Here is a 20,961-nt window from a genome sequence, read left to right as displayed (position 1 = left end):
CACCATGAACAGAATCAGTCATGTGGTTTGCCTGTTGCTTCTGCTGCCTGGCTCCGCGGCGATGGCGGACATCCTCTGGATGCACAACGGCGATCGAGTGAGCGGGACCATAGAGGAGATCACGGACGAGCAGATCCGCATCAAGCCCGCCTACAGTCAGGCCATGACGGTCCCGCGCCACGCCATCAAACGATGGCGTCTGGACAAGCAGGAGAAACCCAAGCCGCTCACCAAGACGGGGATCCCCCTGCTGGACTCTCCTGATGAGGCCAATGCCTGGCTGCTGACGGGGAACGGGGATCTCAACATCAAGCTCAAGGAGAACACCAAGAAGACCAACAACGTCAATCTCAAGGTCTCCACCGAGTTTGCCAATCTGGACTGGCGTTACAGCCTGGATGGCGAGTACATCTACGAAACGGCGAACAACATCACCGACAGCCACGAGTACAAGCTCAAACCCAAGCTCGACTTCTTCTTCGACGATCACTGGTTCCTGCGATCTTCCGTCGACATCGATTACAACATGATCGAGGCAGGCTATCTGGAGATTGACTATGCCTCCGGTCCCGGCTACCGCTTCTGGAATGACAGACAACGCCGGTTGGAGATCATCAGCCAGCTCGGCCTGGAGCGGGCCTATTTCAGGCCGGAGGTGTGGAGCAACTCAGACCTGTTTGACGACAGGATCATCAATTATCCCTTCGTCAGCCTGGGTTGGGACTACCGGCAGCCCTTGGCACTCTGGGAAGAGAAGTTCGAGCTGTTTGGCAAGGGCAGTTATGAAAGGTTCGTCGACCAACCATCCCCCTATCTGACCAGAAAGCAGTCCGTCAGCGGCAGCCTGGGCCTCAGGTATTACTTCAGCGATCATTTGCGCCTCTCCTGGTCAAGCGAACTGGATTGGGACGATGCCTGGCTCGACTACCATGGCCTGAACATGGATGTGAGCGAGAAGGAGTGGCGTCACCTCATCACCCTGGGGGCGAGTTTTTAACCCGCCAGAAACGACACAGGCCCACCGAAGTGGGCCTGTGTTCATGGGTGCAAGACGAGCGCGTCAGAAATAGATCCGGGTGACCGACTCGATGACGCAGCCAGGGCGACGGATCCCCTCGATCTCTATCTTGATCTCCTTGAGGAGCTCGATGCCTCCCTTGATGGGCGTGACACGCGACAGCTTGGTACGGGCGCGGATGTTGCTGTCCACCTTGATAGGATAAGGGAAGCGGACCTGTTCCAGGCCGAAATTCACCACCATGCGGGCGGTCGGGAACTCCGGCGTGCTCTCGTCCACCGAACCGGTCAACTGGGGCAGCAGGGCCAGAGTCAGGAAGCCATGGGCAATGGTGGTCTTGAAGGGAGACTCGGCTGCCGCACGCTCGGGATCGGTGTGGATCCACTGATGATCGCCGGTCACGGTCGCGAACTGGTTGATCAACGCCTGGGTGACCTGCAACCACTCACCTACATGGGTCTCTTCACCGATGCGGGTCTGCAACTCGGCATAGAGTGCCGCCGCTTCGCCTTCGAGCTCTACCACGGGATCCTGCGCCAGGGCAGGCTGGCCATTCGCGACCTGGGTGACTCTGGCAGCCTCTTGCTGGCGGGCATCCTGGGACTCCCCCTGCAGATCCAGCACTCTTCCCAGCAAGGGGTGAAGGTGTGCCTTTTGCTGAAACTCACGCCAGTAGTCGCGGATCGCCGGAGAGAGCCAATCCTTGAGCTCAAAGGGGTGTTGCGCCAGAATTTCGCGCTTGTGCTTCAGAAAATCGACAACTTTCATTTACCGATCCCTATTCGATTCAAAGCCTGTAAAGAGGTCTAACCAGTCCTATTTTATGAAAGTTTCATCAGCAAGTACAAAAAAATCTCGGCGTACACCTGTACCAGGCGCGAAAGTGGTCACTAACATGCGAGCAAACACGGGCAGGAAAACGATTGAATGGAAGGCTGCAAACGAATCAACATCTGATCTGAAAAAGAGACGGGGCCCGTGTCGCCACTGAGCCCCGTCCTCGATCATCTCCCCTGGGCTGTCCACCAGGTCTTGCGCTGCCCATCGTCCAGGAAACTCCAGGCGAGGATCCGGCTCACCTTGTTGCCTTGCGCCATCTCGAGCACCCGCACTTCCCGTGCACCGACCCTGACCAGCGCCTTGCGGGCGGCCGGCAGATTTTCCTTTTTCGACACCAGCGAGCTGAACCAGAGGCATTGGCTGGCAAACTCCTTGCTCTGCTCTATCATGGCCGCCAGAAACGCCGCCTCGCCCCCCTCGCACCAGAGCTCGGCCTTCTGACCGCCGAAATTGAGCACGGGCGCCCCGGCCACTGCCTGGCCCTTGCCCAGGTTGCGCAGCTTGCGCTCCGTCCCCTTGCTCGCTTCCGCCAGAGAAGCATGAAACGGCGGGTTGCACAGAGTCAGGGCAAAGTGCTCCTTCGGCCCCAGGATCCCGCGAAAGACATGCTTGGGGTTACCCTGATGACGGCATGTGATCTGGTTGCCCAATCCATTGCTGGTGGCCAGCAGGGTCGCCGCCTTCACCGACACAGGATCGATGTCTGAGCCCACAAAGCGCCAGCCATACTCCCGGGCGCCCAGCAAGGGATAGATGCAGTTGGCCCCGACACCGACATCCAGCACTCGAACCTGCTTGCCCGTCGGTACGCATCCCGCGCTCTCGGCCAGCAGATCCGCGGCTCGATGCAGGTAGTCTACCCGGCCCGGAATGGGCGGGCAGAGATAGCCGGGGGGCAGATCCCAATGCGCAATGCCATAGTGCAGTGCCAGCAATGCCCGGTTGAGCGTCTTGACGGCGGCCGGATCGGCAAAGTCCAGGGTTCGGGTGCCGTGCTCGTTGGTGAACACGAAAGGCGTCAACGCCGGGGTACGCTGGCAGAGCGCGTCGAAGTCGTAGGGTGCCTGATGGCGATTGCGCGGGTGCAATCCGGTTTTCTGCTGGGGTGTCATGCTGGACCTGCCGAGGATCAAGGGGGCCACACTATAGAGAGTCGACCAGGGAAAGTCTAAACGAGGGTCATAAAAAAACCGGGCCCTGAGGGCCCGGTTCAAGTGAGGTTGGAAAAACAGTCCGTACTGCGAGCCGTTTGTCCAGCCTGACTCAGATGTCTATCCGGCGTGCCTGCCAGAATTTGCTGCGCCAGTAACTGCTGTCGAGCTTGGAGCGTGTCACCCCGGCGCGGGTGGAGGCATGGATGAATTCGCCATTGCCGACATAGATGCCCACGTGATTGAGGCGGCGGTTGATCTTGAAGAAGACCAGGTCTCCTTCGACCAGATCCTGTTTGGAAACCCGGGTGCCTTCATGGACCTGGGAGCGGGTATCACGGGGTAATTCGATGCCGACGGCATTGCGGAACACTTCACGGGCAAAGGCGGAGCAATCGATGCCTCGCTGGCTGCTGCCTCCCATCCGGTAAGGAACGCCGCGCCACTCTTTGTATACGGTCAGGATTTCGTTGACGTCAGGGGTTGGTGAAACTTCGGGTTCAATCACGGGTTCCATCATGGAAACCTCGATCTTGCTCGCGACCTCGGGTTGGGGTGCCGATGCACAACCCACCATTCCGAGCGCGACCAGCAGTAGCATCAGGTGGCGCAATCCTTTATCCCCGCAAAAAGAGTGAAACTTGTTAAAATGCAGCCCGAAAGGGCAATTTATAAGGCAACAGCACCCGACTATATCCAAGAATTCTATCGAGGCAAGCGAAAATCCCAATCGACCTCACATTTTTGCAAGGAAATGCTCTGTTTAGCGCAATTTATGTGATCATGCCCAAACAATATACAATCTTGAAAGCATCGGTTTTGAGCGCATCAAACGGACTGTTATCACTATTTCACCCCCATTTTTAAGTGAAATATTATGCTATCTGCGGATCTCTATTTGTTAAATACGGCAAGCGTTGATGCAGACCTGGTGATCAGGCTGGCATCCGAACTCGCCCCGGATGAACGCCGTCACTGGCACGAGATCCACCAGGCGGGTCGCCAGCATGAGTACCTGCTCGGCCGGGTGCTGCTGCGCCGCCTGCTGGCCGAGCGACTCCATTGCCGGGCCGATGCCCTGACTTTTGGTATCGGTGCGCATGGCAAACCGACACTGCTCAGTCATCGCTGGCAGTTCAACCTCAGCCACAGCGGAAAGTGGCTGGTGATCGCCCTCTGTGAGGAGGGCCCCCTTGGGGTGGACATCGAGATGGGAGTGCGTCACCGCCCCATACTGCCGCTGGCCAAACGCTTCTATGCGCCAAGCGAATACCAATGGTTGAGCGCCCAGCCCCGAGAGGAGCAACATTCGGCCTTCTATCGGCTATGGTCTCGCAAGGAAGCTGTGCTCAAGGCGCATGGCGATGGTATTTCCGCCGGGCTCGACAAGATCTGCTTCCTTCCGGAGCAGGCATGGCAGCTCAATAATCATCTCGACAATCGCCACTATGAAATCCGTGACTGGCCCACGGGCAGCGGATGGCTCAGCCTGGCTGCCCCGACCCGCCGGGTCGATGCCCATCTGCTGGACGCACGCTTGAATTCCACCCCGCTGGACCCCATGTTTATCCACACCATTTTTCGAGAGTCAGCCTCATGATCGTCGACATCACTCCCCAGAACTTCCACGCAGAATTGCTCGATGCGTCCATGAAAAAGCCGGTCGTCATCTATTTCCACGCGCCCCAGATGCCGGAGTGCCAGGCCATGACCCCGCAAGTGGAAGCGCTGGTCGGCCCGGCCAATGCGGCGGTGACCCTGGCCAAAGTCGACATGAACGACCCCCAGTTGCAGCCTCTGGCCAGCCAGCTTGCCTTGCGCGCACTACCAGCGCTGGTGCTGTTCCATCAGGGACGTCCGGATGAGCAGGCCATTCTGGAAGGGCCGCAGGATGAAGCCACATTGCGCCAGTATTTCGCCGCCTTTGCCCCCAAAGAGGAGGAGTTGCTGCTCGATCAGGCAAAGCAGGCGCTGGAGAACGGGCAAGCCGATGTGGCGCACACCCATCTTGGCCAGGCCCATCGCCTCGCCCCCGAGCGTCACGACATCACGCTCTGGCTGATACAGGCGGCGCTGGATCTCAATCTCCTTGACGAGGCGCAGAGCCTGCTCTCGACCATCCCCATGGTGGCACAGGATGATCATTACCAGACCCTGAGCTCCCGCCTCTCGCTGGCGCTGCAGGCCAGCGACAGTCCTGAGCTGCGCGCCCTGGAGCTGCGCCACGCTGAACAGCCTGATGACCATGCCCTCGCCCAGGAGCTAGCGGTGCTCTACAGCCAGGTTGGTCGACAAGAGGAGGCATTGGCTCTGTTGTTCACCATCCTCAAACGTGATCTCGCCTTTGGCGATGCCAAGAAGATCTATCTCGATGTGCTGGCAACCATGGGCGCGCACCCGGCGGCGCAGAGTTATCGTCGCAAGCTCTACAGCCTGCTCTATTGAGCGACAGGAAAATCAGAAGAGGGGATGCCGATTCGTCGGCATTGCCTTGTCAGGCGGGTTTCAGCGGGGAAACGCGGTAATTTGATGAATTTGAGGCAAAAAAAATGGCGCATTGAAATGCGCCATTTTTTCGCATGGATTACTTCTTGTAGGAAGTAGCCATGTTGTCGATGCGCTGGTTAGCACGCATAGCTTCTTGCTTGGCTTCTGCAACATCAGCAGCGATCTTGGACTGATCAGCACGAACAGCGCTAACATCTTGAGCCAGTTGGTCAACTTTGTTAGACAGATTCTGAACGGAAGTTTCCAGTTCGCTGGTGTTTGCACAACCGCCCAGCAGAGCGGACAGACCAACAACACCTACCAACAACATTTTTTTCATTTTTAAAAGCTCCCTTTAACTCGCCAGACGTTTAGCAAGCGGCGTGATTATGGCACAAAAAAATCATAGTTTGGATAGGCCTCATCACAGATAAATGCGTTAAAACCCTCATTTTTTTTTAGCTGCACACTTTCCGTACAAACTTTAAGCAAAAATGAGTGTCCCTGGATGAGGTTCGCACAAAGCGTAACCAAAATTTGGGCTTATTACAATTTCGTATGAGGCTCAGGCTGAACGTTCTGACAGCAATTGACGATATTGCACCAGATCTTCGATGGTCAGGACCGGCATCCGGTGCTGACGACCGAAGGCCACCAGGTCCGGCAACCTGGCCATGGAGCCATCTTCCTTGGTCAACTCGCACAAAACTCCATAAGGTTTGAGCCCGGCGAGCTGCATCAGATCGACGGTCGCTTCGGTGTGACCACGGCGGGTCAGTACCCCACCCGTACGGGCGCGCAGCGGGAAGACATGGCCGGGTCGATGCAAATCGGAGGGCCGGGCTCCGTCGGCGATGGCCGCGCGGATGGTGGTGATGCGATCGGCGGCGGACACCCCGGTGGTCACCCCCTGCGCCGCTTCGATGGTCACGGTGAAGGCAGTCTGATAGTGGCTGGAGTTGGCCTCCACCATCATCGGCAGCTCGAGCTGGCGAACCCGCTCGTCGGTCAGACAGAGGCAGACGATGCCGGAGCACTCGCGGATCATCATGGCCATCTGCTCGTTGGTCATGGTTTCTGCGGCAAAGATGAGATCGCCTTCGTTCTCACGATCTTCATCATCGGCCACCAGCACACCCTGACCGGCACGCAGGGCGGCCAGCGCGGCTTCGACGCGAGCAATGGGATCACCGAATTCACTGAGTAGAGACTGATTCATGGTAAGACTCCTAAAAAAGACAAGGACCAGAATCAGGGCATGGAAAGGCAGACAGAAGTAGCCATGCGGCGGCCAACCCGGCAGGGTCTGGCCAGCAATATCTGTCTTATCCTCTTTCATCCGGACTATGACCGTCGGCTCCGGCATCTCACCGGATCTGCTGACCCCGTCCCGGATGAATGCCGGGTCGGGCGCTCGCGGGCTCCCCGAGTCACATCGGGATACCGCCGGTGGGGAATTTCGCCCCGCCCTGAGAATAAGCGCAGACAGCCTAAAGAAAAAAGACGCAGGATGCCAGCCAAAAACCCATCAAAGACAAACCGGGATCTGGCTGCACTGCAATTTTCGCGCGAGCACCACCCGATACACGGCGCGCTGTCCTTTCTGATTTCGTTTGTGGCATAGTGCCAGCAAAAACGCGCGCGCCCGCGCAGACCGGGTGCCAACATCACAAACGGAATCATGACAGAGATGGAAAAGAAAATACTGCTGACCGATTGCCCCGACGCCAAGGGTCTCATCGCCAAGATCACCAACATCTGCTACAAGCACCAGCTCAACATCAACAAGAACGACGAGTTCGTGGATCACGAAAACGGCCGCTTCTTCATGCGCACCGAGCTGGAAGGGCGCTTCAACGACGAGACCCTGCTGGCCGACCTCGATGATGCCCTGCCTGCCGGCGCCCAGCGTCGTCTCGTCAAGGCGGGCAAGAAGCGCATCGTCATCCTGGTGACCAAGGAGACCCACTGCCTCGGCGACATCCTGATGAAGAACTATGCCGGCGCCCTGGACATGGACATCGTCGCGGTCATCGGCAACTACGACACCCTCGCCGAGCTGACCGGCAAGTTCGACATCCCCTTCCACTGCGTGAGCCACGAGGATCTCAGCCGCACCGAGCATGAGGAGCAAGTGCGCACGCTCATCGATGGCTACCAGCCGGATTACGTTATCCTGGCCAAATACATGCGTGTGCTGACCCCAAGCTTCGTCGAAGCCTATCCGCGCAAGATCATCAATATCCACCACTCCTTCTTGCCTGCCTTCATCGGCGCCCGCCCCTATCGTCAGGCCTTCGACCGCGGGGTCAAGCTGATTGGTGCCACCGCCCACTTCGTCACCGACGATCTGGATGAAGGCCCCATCGTCGAGCAGGACGTGATCCACGTCGATCACACCTTCAGTGCCGATGACATGGCCAAGGCCGGACGCGACGTGGAGAAATCCGTGCTGAGCCGGGCGCTGGAACTGGTGCTGAACGAGCGGGTCTTCGTCTACGGCAACAAGACCGTCGTGTTCAAGTAAGCGGCTGCGCGCCCCCCAGCAAAAAGGCTCCCGAGGGAGCCTTTTTCATTGCGCGGCACTCACGGGTGCAGCGGCAGACCATTGACGGTCACGACCCCTTTGTCGAGCTTGAGCTCGGCCTGAAGCTGTGACTCCTGCGCCTTCAGGTATCCCATGGCCGTGAATTGCTCCAGCATGGGGGCCAACTGGGGAACGGCCTGGCCCAGCTTCTCCCCAAGGTGGGCATGAAGCAGACCGGAGAGTGCCTGCATCCCCTCCTCGCTGCCCATCAACTGTGCCAGGGTGGTGGGCGCCAGCTTGGCCTCCCCTTGCAGGCGGACAGGCTCACCGTTCAATCGCGCACTCAGATCCGCCAGTTCCAGCGTGGCCCCTCTCTGGAGCATCTTGTCCAGCGCTTCCTGGATGGCCGCTTCGTCCACCCGTTTGCTGCTGGCCTCCTGCAGCGTCTGATACCCCTCGAGATCCAGCCCCTTGAGGGAGAGATCCAGATTACCCTGAGTCAGCGCGAGCCGGTCTTCCTCGCTCTCCATGTTGAGGGTCGCCACCTTCATCTGATAGCGAGTGGAGAGCGTCTGAAGATCGTCCCCCGCCAGCTCGGTGGCCGTGGTCAGCCCCTCCAGCGTGATCTTGACGTTCCCCGGCTGGGTCAGGGAGAAGGCCGTGAGGGTCGCATCGCTGCGGGGAGAGAGCCAGAGTCCGCTGATCTCGGCCATGTCGGCACTGCCCTTGAGATCCGCCAAGGCCAGATCTGTCTTGCTCTGGGCATCGTGGACCGTCATCCCCAGCCAGTGGGCGGTGAGATGGCCATTGCCGTCGAGATCCCCACGATAGTCGCCGTTCAGGGGCAGGAAGGTGAATTCGTTGAGCCCCTCTTTGACCTTGAAGTCACTCACCCAGAAGCGGGAGCTGTTGCTCATGGTCCAGAGGCTGCTCGCCGATTCTGCCCCCAGTTGCCACTGCTGCATCCCCAGGGAGGTCAGGATGGGCGCCAGCGTGCCCTGTGCGGTATCAAGCTGGAGGTGACTCTTGATATAGAGCGGCAACAGGCGGCTGTTGAACGCGAAGTGCATCTCGATGGGTTCGCTTCCCGCCAGTTGGGGATCAAAACTCGCTAGCGTCTGGGGCGGCACCACCACCTTGAGTACGCCGTCGCGGGTAAACAGATTCTCCGTCTCTGGGCTCCAGGTGACTTCGATCCCGCTCTCCTGCTGCGCCCTGGCGATCTGCTCGGCCAGGATCCGGTCGAACGTATTGCCCGTGTACCAGCAGGCGCCAAGCCCTCCCACCACCAACACGGCTCCGACGGCCAAGGCCACTTTTTTCTTCATCAGTTCTGTTTCTCCACAATGGTTCAATGGCGGGTGCATGGGCGCACTCTACGGGGAGGATGGGCATCAACACAAGCCAGACAACGGCTTGGGGTCCACGCTCTGGCTGTCACAGCAGGGGGCTGAACAGGTAGAAGATGTTCTCAAGCAATTTTTTGTACCAGGGGCGGGCACGCCACCTGGTCAGTGACATGGGGGTCGCCTCCAGCATGTAGCCCTGCACCAGCTGGTTCATCTCGGCGACAAACACCGGGTTGTCGATGAGCAGGGTGATCTCGAAATTGAGCCAGAGACTGCGCCGGTCGAGGTTGACCGTGCCCACCAGAGCGAAATCATCGTCCACCAGCACGCTCTTGGTGTGCAGCAGCCCGGCATCATAGCGATATATCTCCACTCCTGCCGCCAGCAGATCCTCCATGAAGGAGTTGCTGGCGTGGTTCGCCATCAGGGAGTCGTTGCGCGCAGGCAGCACCAGTTGCACCAGCACGCCGCGGGCCGCCGCCGAAGAGAGGGCCGCAGCCAGCGGATCGTCCGGCACGAAATAGGGGGTGGTCAGCACCAGATGGTGACGAGCCTGGTAGATGGCGAGCAGCAGGCTCTGCTGGATACAGTCACCACCGACGAAGGGGCCGGAGGGAATGAGCTGGGCCCGATAGTTGGTCTGTGGCCAGGCTTCCGGCTCATGTTGCAGACTGTCGAGCAGCCGCTCGCCGGTCTCCATCTCCCAGTCCCAGACGAAGGTGGACCACATCAACGGCACCACGGGGCCCTGCACCCGGATCATGATGTCGACCCACTGGCCGACCCCGGCATCCTGCTTGAAGAAACGGGGATCCACCATGTTCATGGAGCCGGTATAACCAACCTTGTCATCGATCACCACCAGCTTGCGGTGCATGCGCAAGTCCTGGCGCTGGAAGGGGATTCGCCAGGCGCCGACCGGCAACACTTCCACGACTTTAACGCCGGCGGCGCGCAAGGTTTTGGGCCAGGAGGAGCGGAAGAAGGTCTTGCTGCCGATGGAGTCGAGCAAAACACGACAATCCACGCCGCGTGCCGCCACCTCCATCAACGCCTCGCACACCTCGTCCACATCCCCGCCGGGGTGCCAGATGTAGAACTCCAGATAACAGGATTGGGAGGAGCCCCGGATGTCGCGCACTATCTCCTCTACGATGCTCTTGGGCTTGTGCAGCAGGGTCATCCGGTTGCCCGAGAGCATGGGCATGGCCAAGCGCCCCTGGATCAGATCGTGGAGCGGGCGTGCCTTGCTGCCCACCTCGCAGCAGTGCTGGGGGAAGAGGCGCGCGAGCTGGCGGATCCAGATGGCGTAAGGACGGTACATGGCCTGGGCCCGCTCCGCCCGCTTGCGACCGAGACGAATCTCGCCAAACAGCACGTAGAAACCGACCCCGGCGAAGGGGATGGCATAGATGAGGGCCAACCAGGCGAGGGATACCCCGATGGGACGTCGCTTCATCACCACCCGCAGGGAGATCCCAGCCACGATCACGGTGTGAAACAACAGCAACAACCAGCCGAGAAAGCGGGAAAACAGCAACTGAATGTCGTATTCCAGACCGTCGAGCAAGGCGACTCCTTGGTGTATTGGACAGATGGCACGGGCAGACCCCACAGGGTCGGGATGGTATGCTATGGGGCACACCCATTCTATCAGGTCGTTAGCATGATCCTGCAATCTATGCTGCTGAGTCTGGCCATGCTAGGTCAAGGCTCATATGACATCAATGAGCAGCAGATAAATCAGTACCTGCAGTCCCAGGTGCAAGTGGACAAACAGCTGGAATTGCCCGGCATCATCAAGGCCCATGTGCAACTCGAGCAGAGCGATGTGCAGATTGGTCGCCAGAGCCCGGATACCGCCAGGGTGTTTGGCAAAGGCAAGTTGAAAATCGCGCTCCCGGATCAGACCGAGTACGACGCGCGCCTCAACATGACCTATGAGGCGAGGCCCCGCTACGATAAGGCCAGGAGTGCGCTCTTCCTCGACAACATGAAGCTCATCGATTACAAGCTGGAGCCTGCCGCGGCGGAACAGAAGTTTGGTTTCATGCTGAGGATGCTGCTGCAGAGCATGGAGAAACGGCTGGAGACCCAGCCTGTCTACAAGCTGGATAACAAGGATCCCAATCAGGCCTGGCTCAAGGAAAATCTGCTGGGGCTGGAGCTGTCACCAGGCAAGATCCACCTGCTGACCAAACCCCAATAAGACGTCAGTTGAAAACAGGCGCCTTCGCCTGGCGCACCAGCAGCTCGATCTGGTAACCCTGTTCGTGCTGCTGGTGATAGAGGGAGTGGAGGGGCCCGTCGAGTTCATGCAGGGGAAGGTGGTCAAATCCCGCCTTGAGGTAGAAGGGTTTCTCGAACGGCAGGGCGTGACAGATCACGGGCTTGTCGGAAAGATCGCGGCAGGCATGCTGCAGCAGGCGGGACCCCAGCCCCAGGGACTGGTAGTGAGGGAGCAGACGAAAGCCGCACAAGTGGTAATAATCCTGTTCATCGCGCAGGCGCACCGCCCCCACCAGCCAGTGCGCATCACGAACCACAAAAATCCGTTCTGCCAAATCCGGCACATAGTGGGAAAACGTCGTCTCGTAATAGTCTCTGATGAGGGAAAGATCCGCATCACAGTACTCTTCGAATGTGAGCTCCATCGCTCGCCTGCTTGTCATGCCCATTGCGCTCTGGCCATACCGGCCCTCTCCTGCTCGCTCGCTGGCTCCACGAAGAGATCTGACCAGAGTGGAGCAACAGCAAGATAACACGCCTTTAACTTACAAAAAAGCCAATAACTAGATGGAAAAGACGAGGTTGCGACCATGCGTTCCTTGACGCCATGAGCCGCGCCCCTTGTCCTGAGTGAGCACACAGGCGGGACGTCCCTCTGCCATCACATTTCCAGCCTCCCCTGTTCACGGGAACTTGTTCTGCGCCATCCCGAATGCTTTACTCAACGTGGCTAACGAGGCTTAAGGAGCAAGCCGTTGAAAGCATGGATGTTGCTGGGCATGATGCCTCTGTTTTCCCACGCAGCCCCGGCTCAGATACCGCCACCGGCCGAGGTGGTGATCCTGACCCCGGAGACGGCTGTCTCCTCCCCGGTTCCCACGCCGCGTACCGTGGCGATCACCACGGCGCCGCTCCCCTCCCCTGAACCCGCTAAGCCTGCAAGCCGTCAGATCCAGGTCTACAAGTCGGTACAAAAGAACGGGGTCATACGCTATTCCGACATGATGCCGGAGCAGGGTCACTACGAACTGCTGCTGTTCAACGACTGCTATGCCTGCGATCCGGCGTCCAAGGTCAACTGGCGCACGACAGGCCTCTTCCTCTATGACTACGCCAGCACCATACAGGCGGCAGCCAAGGCTTATCAGGTCGAGCCTGCCCTCATCCGGGCGCTGATCCATGCCGAGTCCGCCTTCAATCCCCTGGCCGTCTCCCGCAAGGGCGCCATGGGACTGACCCAGCTGATGCCCGCCACGGCGCGCGAGCTCGGGGTCGGCAACGCCCTGCTGGCGGAGCAGAACATCTTTGGCGGGGTGAAATACCTGGCGGGTCTGCTCAAGCAGTATGACGGCAATGTGGCCCTGGCCACCGCCGCCTACAATGCAGGCGCCGGTGCGGTGCAAAAACACGGCGGCATACCGCCCTATGCCGAAACCCGGGCTTATGTGGAACGAGTCAAGCTGCTGCATCAGCGCTACAAAGAGATGCTGAGCGCCAAGGGACTGTGATCATGCCGCACCCTATCGTCAGCATGGCGCCCTGCCCGGTGTTCCTTCAGGCATAAAAAAACACGCCCGGGGGCGTGTCGATACCACACGTTAACTAGCAACACATCACTCTTTCGTGGCGATCACACGATAGGCCAATGCACCCAGAATGGCACCGACAATGGGGGCAACCCAGAACAGCCAGAGCTGGCCCACGGCCCAGTCACCGACAAAAAGCGCCACGCCAGTGCTGCGCGCCGGGTTGACCGAGGTGTTGGTCACCGGAATGCTGATGAGGTGGATGAGGGTCAGGCACAGACCGATGGAGATGGGAGCAAACCCGGCCGGTGCACGGCTGTCGGTGGCGCCCATGATGACGAACAGGAAGAAACCGGTCATCACCACTTCACACACGAGCGCGGCCAGCAGGCTGTAACCGCCGGGGGAATGCTCGCCATAGCCGTTGGAAGCAAAGCCGGCGCTCACATCAAAACCCGCCTGTCCGCTGGCAATGACATAGAGCACGCCACCAGCCACGATCCCGCCAAGCACCTGGGCCACGATGTAGGGCAGCACGTTGGAGGCCGGGAAGCGACCACCGGCCCAGAGTCCGACGGTCACGGCCGGGTTCAGGTGGCAACCCGAGATATGACCGATGGCATAGGCCATGGTCAGCACGGTCAGGCCGAACGCCAGGGCGACGCCCAGCAGGCCAATCCCCACATTGGGGAAGGCGGCAGCCAGCACGGCGCTCCCGCAGCCCCCCAGCACCAGCCAGAAGGTTCCCATAAATTCAGCAGCAAAAGGTTTCACTCTTGTCTCTCCCATGATGACTAACACGCGAACCTGAAAGGCTCATACGGACACTGTTATTGAACAGGTGCCATATTATGGGAGTGTGGCGGAGCAAGACGAAACCGACCCGATTCATCGCGGATATGTGATGAAAGTCACAAGTTATTGATAAAGTAGAAAGATATTCACCCGCTCGGTGCACTTCTCCATGGGAGTCCCATCAAGGGATGCGACAGATTGTGACCCGACCAGCGATTTTGCCAGCAGCTCCCCGCGCTCCCCTGCCAACACCAGAAGCCCTCCCCCGGGGATCAGCGATAACGGCCGCGCACCGATCCGCTGGCCCGCCCGGCCATGCGAATGAGGCTCTGACGGGTGTGGAAGTGGCAGAGCGCCACCCCGAGGGCATCCGCCGCATCCGCCTGCGGGGTGGCAGAGAGCTTGAGCAGATGGGTCACCATGTGCTGCACCTGCTCCTTGGCGGCGCCACCGGTGCCCACCACCGCCTGCTTGATCTGGGTGGCCGAGTACTCGCTGACCGGCAGCAGGGCATTGACCGCCGCGACGATGGCGCTTCCCCTGGCCTGGCCGAGCTTCAGGGCCGAGTCCGCGTTGCGCGCCATGAAGACCCGCTCGATGGCGAACTCGTCCGGCTTGAACTGGGTAATGATCTCGCTCACCCCGTCATAGACCTGCTTCAGGCGAGACGGCAGCTCCCCCAGATCGGTACGGATGCAGCCCGATCCCAGATATTCCGCCTTGCCCGCGACGATGCGAATGACCCCGTAACCGGTGATGCGCGAACCGGGATCGATCCCCAGAATGATGCTCATGAACGGAATACCCCGCCCACTGCGGTCAGCCATCTCATCTTCGACACCTTCTTCATTGCGATCTCTTGCCCTGCAGCGCTTGATGGCCGCCAAGATAACAAACCCGCCTTCGCTTGGCTCGCTCGCTGGCACCTTTCCCGGCTGACTGCGCAAGGAGCCACCATCTCATACAGTGCTCTGCCGCTTCTCTGGCCAGTGATGCCTGCCGGAGTCACCAGCCCCTTGCCTCCGGGTCATCCCTTTGCCAGGGCGACGAGGCGCTCCGCCAGTCGATGGCTTTTCAGGTAGCTCTCGACCAGCGCCCCGTCTGCCCGCCCGGCGTCAATCTGCCCATACCAGTGCTCGAGCATGGCGACAAAGCCTCGGCTCGCCAGCACGGGCTGCCAGTCGCCCGGTGCCAAGGTCTGCACTGTGTTGTCTCGCGCAAGCAGGCCACGGGTGCAATTCTCGATATGCAATGAGAGGTTGTCGCCATAGGCATCGATGCGCTCCTCGGTCATGCCGGCGCTGCGATTCATGCTGCCGCTCACTGCCATCTGCCCGCTCTGCCAGGCGACGCTCACCCCGGCCAGCAGTTCGGGCTGCTCACTGCTGCGTCGGAGCACCGCATGCAGCTCCCCGTCCGGCTCGCCGCCATAACAGCAGAGGCTGTCGAGCACATGGATACAGTCGTCGAAAAGGAACTGGCGAGGCGCCCCTGGCAGGGCGTGCCTGTGCTTTTGCCAATGGAGCTCGGTCAGCGGCTGGCCACGTGCGGCGGCCATGGCGGGCAGATAGCGACGGTTGAAGCCCACAAACAGCGGGCAGTCCCTGGCGATGGCGAGATTGGCGAGCGCCTCCACCTCTCCTGCGTTGTCACACAGCGGCTTGTCCACAAAGGTGGGAATGCCGGCACGCAGGCACAGCTCCGCCAGTTTGCCGTGCACGGCGGTGGCAGCGTGGATCATCACCGCATCAGGTCGGCTCGCCAGCAGCGCATCGACCTCGGTAAAACACTCGCCAATCCGGTACTGGCGCGCCAGTTTGCCGAGCACCGAGGGACTCCGGGTACAGAGCAGCGGGGTGATTCGCTCGTCGTTTGCCAGCAGCGGCAGATAGGCCTTCCGGGCGATATCGCCAAGGCCAATCAGGGCAATGCGCATGGGCACTCCTATCAAGGGGATAACCAGATAACTGCCTGCACGATCTCAGGATTTCCCTCGCAGATCTAGCCTTGGCGCCATCTCGCTCCAGGTGCCTTCTGATGCAATGCGGCATCGCCCCACGACACCCTGGCCACCTTCCTCCATCGAAGCGACCCCCGGCGGCGCGGCGCTTGAGCGGCAAACCGCGATAGCAAAACAGGCAGGGAGACAACTGTCGCCCTGCCTGTTACACCCGCACACACCGCCGCACTCAGGCGATTGGCACTCTTCTCACGTCGAGTTACTCTGCCGATCCGGCCTGCTCTTTGGCATCCCGCCACTTGCCAATCCTGGCGCCCAGCTCGGCGCAAAGCATGGCGCTGACCATGGCTCCTATCATCCGGGTCATATCCGACATCTCTGTTGCAACCGGAAGCAGGAGCACGATCAGGTTAAAGGCGATGAGCCCCATCACCAGCCCGAGCCCGCTGCCTACCTTCTCTCTTCGGGATCGCGTTGTTATCGCCATCTGATTGCTCCTGACTTGAACGTTCCACGTGACTCGCCCTTGCCAACGTATCCAGCAAGATAACAAAGCCTTTCTTCATTTGGGACAGCCATCTTTGTGTACGAATTGTTCCATTGGAGGAACCATATCACCCACTCTGTTTCACTGATGCAAAAATCACCTGCTCAAGCAACACCCACGGTGGCGCAGCGTTGTGAAAAAACGGCCTGATAACAAAGGGCCGATAGTACATCTTCCTTAACCCTTCTCTTCTTATCTGCAGCCTTATCAGGACAGCCATCTTTTGGAGAAAGCCCTCATCCAGCGCCCAGCACAACTTGTCATCCAGCATTTGCGATGGCATTTGTGAAACTCGGGGGATTAAAGAGAATGTCTTGGCATCGATGACGCCAATTCAGATGCGATCACACCGGCGGGGTGATGGCGCGATACCGGACGTTGTTATGATGCGAGCATTCATCACTCAAAGGGATGGTTGATGACACCGTCGCTGGCCACAGTGCCAAGCAAACTGCTGACAATGCTCTTTGTCACCCACCACTCTGATGCCCTGGCGCCGAAACAGCGTCACTTGCTTGAGCCAGCGCACCTCGTCCACCCCCAGCCGCGCCAGGATGGGGGCAAGACAAACTGGGATATGGCCCCGTTTGTCCACTCGGATGGCGCGACCTGTCCAGTCCACCAGCATCAGGTAATCCGCAAAGGCATATGGCAGGCTATCGGGTCGCGCGTCGTGCGCAAATGGCAACAACAACGGCGACAATGGGGCGGCGGACTGCTCGCCATCGAGACGCTGCTTGAGGCTGGTGTAGTCGCTCTGCTCAGGCCGGTCGGCAATCGCCGCCCGTATCGGATTGAGATCAACATAGGCCATGCAGGCCAGCAGGGCTGATTCGGTGAGCAGGGCCTGGCTCTTGAAGCGCCCTTCCCCAAAATGGCCCTTGCAACCATCTTCCCTATTGGCCTGCCGAGCCAGGTTTTCGTTGAGCAACCGCACAAACCAGCTGATGGGATGCAGGCGCTCCCGCCACTGTCCTATCAGTTGTTGCACCACAGCGAGTTCAGGCTCAATCAGGGATTCCCCCTGATACCAGCGTCGTACCAGCAGCGGCCACTGGAACAGCGCCGACCAACGCTCGGCCACCTCTCGCTCGCTCCAATTGGCAGCGGTATCCGACTCGACCTTGAGCACCAGGTGATAGTGATTGCTCATCACCGCATAGGCACACACACCGATGGCAAACAGTCGCGACAATTGGCCCAACTTGTCCACCACCCACTGGCGCCGATGCTCGTAACTCTGGCCGGAGTGGGCATCTTCCCCGCACAGAAACGCCCGCCGCACACAGCGACTGACCACATGATAGTAAGGCGTATCCTGCAAACTGATTTGACGTGAACGGGCAATGGTCATGGCTCACCCCCTGGGCAGTGACACCTCAAGCCAAGTACAGGGCTACGCCGCTGTCAAAAAAGTGGGTGTCCCAGATTTTCTGTCATCAAGCGGTAGATGTCCCACATTGGGCATCACCCTGGCCCGTCTCTCACGCAAACTGGGCATTCCCGCCAAGCAGATCTCCAGTGCCGTCAATCTGGTGCGCCAGCAGAGCATCCCCAGGATCATCAACGAATATCGGATTGCCCATGCCAGGCAGGCCCTGCTGAACACGGATGAGAGTATCACCCAGATTTTGATGAGCGCCGGTTTTCAAACCAAATCCAACTTCAATCGCGAGTTTCAGCGCATCACCGGCCTGACTCCCAGCCAGTTCAGAGCAACCCGAGATCTGTCGGCCGCCTCCTGAGTCAGTCGTCGGCTCTCGTTTGCTCCCGGCGATCCAGCCACTTGCCTATCCTTGCCCCCAGCTCGGAGCAGAGCAGCGCCGTCACGGCGGCCCAGAACATCTGGTTGCCATCAAAGCCCGCCTGCTTTTCAAAGAAAAAAGGCACCAGCAGATTGAAGCCGATGATCCCGAGCAGCAGCCCAAGGCCGCTGCCCACCTTCTCCCTGCGGGATCGCACCTTTAACGCCATCTGATTGCTCCTGTTGAGATGAGATAAGGGGTACCTATCGCCCCAGCCGATCTACTCGGCAAGATAACAAAGCCTTCCCCGATGGGCACTGCCATCTTTTGGAGCGATAAAAATAGCCACATATGCCCTTTCAAATCCATTTGCTGATCCAGTTCAAAAAACGATGAGAATCTGATGGATACATCATTTTAAAACTCGCCCAGGCAGTTTCGTTTGGCTTACCATGTCCATCCAGAGCCTGTTGAACTGCGATGGGTTACAGCCCTCACCGGTCAATGGAGCATTTTGGAATCTGTCATCCACGGGCGGTAGCGTGAGATTCGGGGGCGTTAAGCTTTGCTCAGAAAGATGGGTGCCCCAGATTTCCGCCACAAGATTTATTGCTTTAATTATTCAATTGCTAGTCACAACAATCCGATACAGGCGAAAACATGGGAAAATATCACAACGATCAGCCTATTCATGGTGGTTATAATGATCCAGACTTATTGAACAGGGCTGATTTCGCAAACAACCTTGCAAACATCTTATTATTAAATCATGGAGAAAGTAGCCTGACTGTTTCCCTAGAGGGTGAATGGGGGTATGGGAAAACATCCGTAATAAATCTTGTAAAAGGTGCCCTAAATGAAAAAGATAGTTTCCCAATAATAGTTGAATATAATCCATGGCTAGCAGGGAAACCTGAGTCCTTAATTCAGGATTTTTTATTGCAATTTTCTGCCCAATTAAATATTAGAGATGCATCAGAAGACACATTAAAAGCATCCAAGGAATTGATTGCTTATTCTAGCTTATTCAATGTTGCCAAACTGGTCCCTGGAGCTGAACCTTGGGCATCAATAATTGGAGATGTTTTTTCAAAGTTCGGGAATGCAACGAAAAAAATTGCAGAACTAAAGAAGCTTGATTTACTTGGCAAAAAGCACAGTGTCATCAAAGCAATTTCAAAGATCGATAGACCAATCGTTGTTATTATCGATGATATTGATCGGCTAACGCCAGTAGAAACATTTCAAGTTCTCCGACTAGTCAAAGCAGTCGCAGATTTCCCAAGTACATCGTTTTTGTTAGCCTTTGATCCTAAATACCTAACTTCTGTGCTAGATAAGAATGATATAATTAATTCTCATGAGTATATAAATAAAATTATTCAACTCAGAGTCCCCCTGCCTGTAATATCTGAAAAAGGAATGAATGAATTAGCTAGCCTTGAACTTGAAAATCTCAATCAGATAAATCTAACCAAGCATTTCGAGCAAGACCAAGAGAGGCTAAGTTGGATTTATCACATGTATTTCAAACATCTCATTAAAAATCCAAGAGAACTAAAAAGATGTTTTAATCATTTGCGATTTGTATTAGAACAGATTGAGGGCCAAGTATGTTTTGCAGACTTATTTTCTTTATCCATTATCGCAACTAAAGCAAATTCTATTTACGAGCATATAAAATGTACACCTGAAGCATACATAGGAAAGAGATTTGAAAACGATGGTTTGATGATGGATAAAGAAAGTGATGTAGCAAAGAGATTTGAAAGTGAGAGGGATAATTTACTTGGAAATTTTAATGCAAGCGATCAAACACTGATATCTGGACTAATAGGCGATATATTTCCTTTAATTAATGGCGATAGATACTCACATTATAGTGTTTCAGATGGTGATGCTGCTGGACGGGTGTCATCTCCACAGCGATTATATGTAGCATTCCATTATAAAACTCCAATAGGATATATATCTGACAAGGATATACTAAAATTCATAAATGGAGATGTTGATAGGATTGAATTCATCAATGAATTACTTAGAGACGATGCAGATGAACGTTTCTTTGAAATGATGATGAATTATTCAGAAAAATGTAAAAAAGATAGTTTTGACATTCTAATTAGTATTTATGACTGTTTTCTAAATTCAGAAAAACTTAAAACATCTCTTGAAAGTAATTATGGATTTCTATCAAAAGACATTTATCGCCAGATAAACTGGCTTACAAATAAAATTATCTCTGATTATGAAAATAAGTATTCACTCATAAAAAAACTGATCGAACGAGAAAATAATGCTCCGCTCGGTGGGGATGTGCTGTATAAAGCGAGAGAGCAATATAATGGAGAATACCATGAAACAAAATGGATCAGTGAGGCTGAACTAAAAGAGATGGAAGAAATATTTCAATCTGTAGCTATTCACGCCCTTTCAACTAAAAAATTCATTAATAATCACTTGGAATCTCATATTTTCTTTGAACTAAAACGGTCCTCTAAAACAAAAGCAGCTCATTATATAATTGATACTTTAAATTCTTATGATGGTATTATTAGAGTTTCTGAAATTATAGGTAACTCAGGTAGTGACTCTACTAATGGACCCTATGTAAAAATTGAGAAAGATGACTTTTATGACATGATCAATATCGAAAAATTAAAAGAACATGCAATGAATATAAACTTAGAAACACAACCTATTCATATTCAAGCAGTCATAAAGAGTATTATTGATGGGAAAAAATACTATTTAAGAGATGGTAGTTTGGGAGAAATGTGGTAACAA

The 20,961-nt window shown here is 56.5% G+C and carries 21 protein-coding genes, 1 pseudogene and 1 riboswitch; of the genes and pseudogenes, 8 read left to right on the top strand and 14 right to left on the bottom strand.

Translation table 11 applies throughout. The features are described from left to right. The first annotated feature begins 13 nt into the window (after window positions 1-13). Window positions 14-997 carry a DUF481 domain-containing protein gene (locus tag OKC41_RS16620; RefSeq protein WP_201894552.1) on the top strand — a complete coding sequence of 328 codons (984 nt, stop codon included), beginning with the start codon at window positions 14-16 and terminating at the stop codon, window positions 995-997. A 63-nt stretch (window positions 998-1,060) separates the two neighbouring features. On the opposite strand, the gene OKC41_RS16615 is transcribed toward OKC41_RS16620, so the two are convergent. The 3 genes from OKC41_RS16615 to OKC41_RS16605 form a co-directional block, all read right to left on the bottom strand. Beyond that, window positions 1,061-1,786 carry a MaoC family dehydratase gene (locus OKC41_RS16615; RefSeq protein ID WP_010673529.1) on the bottom strand — a complete coding sequence of 242 codons (726 nt, stop codon included), beginning with the start codon at window positions 1,784-1,786 and terminating at the stop codon, window positions 1,061-1,063. A 236-nt stretch (window positions 1,787-2,022) separates the two neighbouring features. Beyond that, window positions 2,023-2,970, bottom strand: a complete 948-nt coding sequence (rlmF, locus tag OKC41_RS16610; RefSeq protein WP_043152443.1) for a 23S rRNA (adenine(1618)-N(6))-methyltransferase RlmF — start codon at window positions 2,968-2,970, stop codon at window positions 2,023-2,025. A 151-nt stretch (window positions 2,971-3,121) separates the two neighbouring features. Next, window positions 3,122-3,610, bottom strand: coding sequence for a C40 family peptidase (locus OKC41_RS16605; protein WP_039039319.1), 489 nt, complete (start codon window positions 3,608-3,610; stop codon window positions 3,122-3,124). A 276-nt stretch (window positions 3,611-3,886) separates the two neighbouring features. On the opposite strand from OKC41_RS16605, the gene OKC41_RS16600 reads away from it, so the two are divergent. Both OKC41_RS16600 and OKC41_RS16595 read left to right on the top strand, forming a co-directional pair. Continuing rightward, the gene (locus OKC41_RS16600) at window positions 3,887-4,609 is read left to right on the top strand and encodes a 4'-phosphopantetheinyl transferase superfamily protein (protein ID WP_201894424.1); all 723 of its coding nucleotides are present in this window, start codon (window positions 3,887-3,889) and stop codon (window positions 4,607-4,609) included. Beyond that, window positions 4,606-5,454: a tetratricopeptide repeat protein gene (locus OKC41_RS16595; RefSeq protein ID WP_041214740.1), complete on the top strand. Its 849-nt coding sequence runs from the start codon at window positions 4,606-4,608 to the stop codon at window positions 5,452-5,454. Before OKC41_RS16600 ends, OKC41_RS16595 begins: the two co-directional genes overlap by 4 nt. A 139-nt stretch (window positions 5,455-5,593) precedes the next feature. Here OKC41_RS16595 and OKC41_RS16590 read toward each other — a convergent pair whose 3' ends face one another. After that, on the bottom strand, window positions 5,594-5,836 hold the full coding sequence (locus tag OKC41_RS16590) for an Lpp/OprI family alanine-zipper lipoprotein (protein ID WP_010634682.1): 243 nt from the start codon (window positions 5,834-5,836) through the stop codon (window positions 5,594-5,596). A gap of 225 nt (window positions 5,837-6,061) precedes the next feature. Next, complete coding sequence (gene ribB, locus OKC41_RS16585) at window positions 6,062-6,715, bottom strand: 3,4-dihydroxy-2-butanone-4-phosphate synthase (RefSeq protein WP_010673523.1); 654 nt, start codon at window positions 6,713-6,715, stop codon at window positions 6,062-6,064. Window positions 6,716-6,819: 104 nt separating this feature from the next. Next, window positions 6,820-6,977, bottom strand: a riboswitch (FMN riboswitch). Window positions 6,978-7,186: 209 nt separating this feature from the next. On the opposite strand from ribB, the gene purU reads away from it, so the two are divergent. Further along, complete coding sequence (gene purU / locus OKC41_RS16580) at window positions 7,187-8,023, top strand: formyltetrahydrofolate deformylase (protein ID WP_029313992.1); 837 nt, start codon at window positions 7,187-7,189, stop codon at window positions 8,021-8,023. Between the two features lie 59 nt (window positions 8,024-8,082). Here purU and OKC41_RS16575 read toward each other — a convergent pair whose 3' ends face one another. Together OKC41_RS16575 and cls are read right to left on the bottom strand one after the other, a co-directional pair. Beyond that, entirely contained in the window at window positions 8,083-9,351 is a 1,269-nt protein-coding gene (locus OKC41_RS16575) for a DUF945 family protein (RefSeq protein ID WP_201894425.1), read from the bottom strand. Between the two features lie 109 nt (window positions 9,352-9,460). Beyond that, entirely contained in the window at window positions 9,461-10,942 is a 1,482-nt protein-coding gene (gene cls, locus OKC41_RS16570) for a cardiolipin synthase (RefSeq protein ID WP_010673520.1), read from the bottom strand. A gap of 96 nt (window positions 10,943-11,038) precedes the next feature. On the opposite strand from cls, the gene OKC41_RS16565 reads away from it, so the two are divergent. Further along, entirely contained in the window at window positions 11,039-11,581 is a 543-nt protein-coding gene (locus OKC41_RS16565) for a DUF1439 domain-containing protein (RefSeq protein WP_234921337.1), read from the top strand. Window positions 11,582-11,585: 4 nt separating this feature from the next. Here OKC41_RS16565 and OKC41_RS16560 read toward each other — a convergent pair whose 3' ends face one another. Beyond that, window positions 11,586-12,044, bottom strand: coding sequence for a GNAT family N-acetyltransferase (locus OKC41_RS16560; RefSeq protein ID WP_201894426.1), 459 nt, complete (start codon window positions 12,042-12,044; stop codon window positions 11,586-11,588). A 324-nt stretch (window positions 12,045-12,368) separates the two neighbouring features. Between OKC41_RS16560 and OKC41_RS16555 the strand changes: the two genes are divergently transcribed. Beyond that, complete coding sequence (locus tag OKC41_RS16555; RefSeq protein WP_201894554.1) at window positions 12,369-13,109, top strand: lytic transglycosylase domain-containing protein; 741 nt, start codon at window positions 12,369-12,371, stop codon at window positions 13,107-13,109. A 105-nt stretch (window positions 13,110-13,214) separates the two neighbouring features. On the opposite strand, the gene aqpZ is transcribed toward OKC41_RS16555, so the two are convergent. The 5 genes from aqpZ to OKC41_RS16530 all read right to left on the bottom strand — a co-directional run bounded on the left by aqpZ (window position 13,215) and on the right by OKC41_RS16530 (window position 17,783). After that, a complete protein-coding gene (aqpZ, locus tag OKC41_RS16550; protein WP_201894427.1) occupies window positions 13,215-13,901 on the bottom strand; it encodes an aquaporin Z in 687 nt (228 codons plus the stop codon). A gap of 293 nt (window positions 13,902-14,194) precedes the next feature. Continuing rightward, complete coding sequence (gene ruvC, locus OKC41_RS16545; RefSeq protein ID WP_010673515.1) at window positions 14,195-14,716, bottom strand: crossover junction endodeoxyribonuclease RuvC; 522 nt, start codon at window positions 14,714-14,716, stop codon at window positions 14,195-14,197. A 233-nt stretch (window positions 14,717-14,949) separates the two neighbouring features. Further along, window positions 14,950-15,858: a Gfo/Idh/MocA family protein gene (locus OKC41_RS16540; RefSeq protein ID WP_201894428.1), complete on the bottom strand. Its 909-nt coding sequence runs from the start codon at window positions 15,856-15,858 to the stop codon at window positions 14,950-14,952. Window positions 15,859-16,141: 283 nt separating this feature from the next. Then, window positions 16,142-16,369, bottom strand: a complete 228-nt coding sequence (locus OKC41_RS16535; RefSeq protein WP_201894429.1) for a hypothetical protein — start codon at window positions 16,367-16,369, stop codon at window positions 16,142-16,144. Window positions 16,370-16,832: 463 nt separating this feature from the next. After that, window positions 16,833-17,783, bottom strand: coding sequence for a transposase (locus OKC41_RS16530; RefSeq protein ID WP_201894430.1), 951 nt, complete (start codon window positions 17,781-17,783; stop codon window positions 16,833-16,835). A gap of 115 nt (window positions 17,784-17,898) precedes the next feature. Here OKC41_RS16530 and OKC41_RS16525 point away from each other — a divergent pair. Next, a pseudogene (locus OKC41_RS16525) lies at window positions 17,899-18,174 on the top strand (helix-turn-helix transcriptional regulator); the annotation flags it as partial. Between the two features lies 1 nt (window position 18,175). Here the strand turns inward: OKC41_RS16525 and OKC41_RS16520 are convergent. After that, entirely contained in the window at window positions 18,176-18,403 is a 228-nt protein-coding gene (locus OKC41_RS16520; protein ID WP_270672169.1) for a hypothetical protein, read from the bottom strand. Between the two features lie 431 nt (window positions 18,404-18,834). Between OKC41_RS16520 and OKC41_RS16515 the strand changes: the two genes are divergently transcribed. Beyond that, complete coding sequence (locus tag OKC41_RS16515) at window positions 18,835-20,958, top strand: P-loop NTPase fold protein (RefSeq protein ID WP_270672168.1); 2,124 nt, start codon at window positions 18,835-18,837, stop codon at window positions 20,956-20,958. Window positions 20,959-20,961 lie beyond the last annotated feature (3 nt).

Origin of the sequence: Aeromonas sp. QDB17 (assembly GCF_027705305.1) — a bacterium.
Classification (GTDB): domain Bacteria; phylum Pseudomonadota; class Gammaproteobacteria; order Enterobacterales; family Aeromonadaceae; genus Aeromonas; species Aeromonas caviae.
The sequence above is the reverse complement of the archived record's forward strand: the minus strand, read 5'-3'. Positions and strand labels throughout refer to the sequence as shown.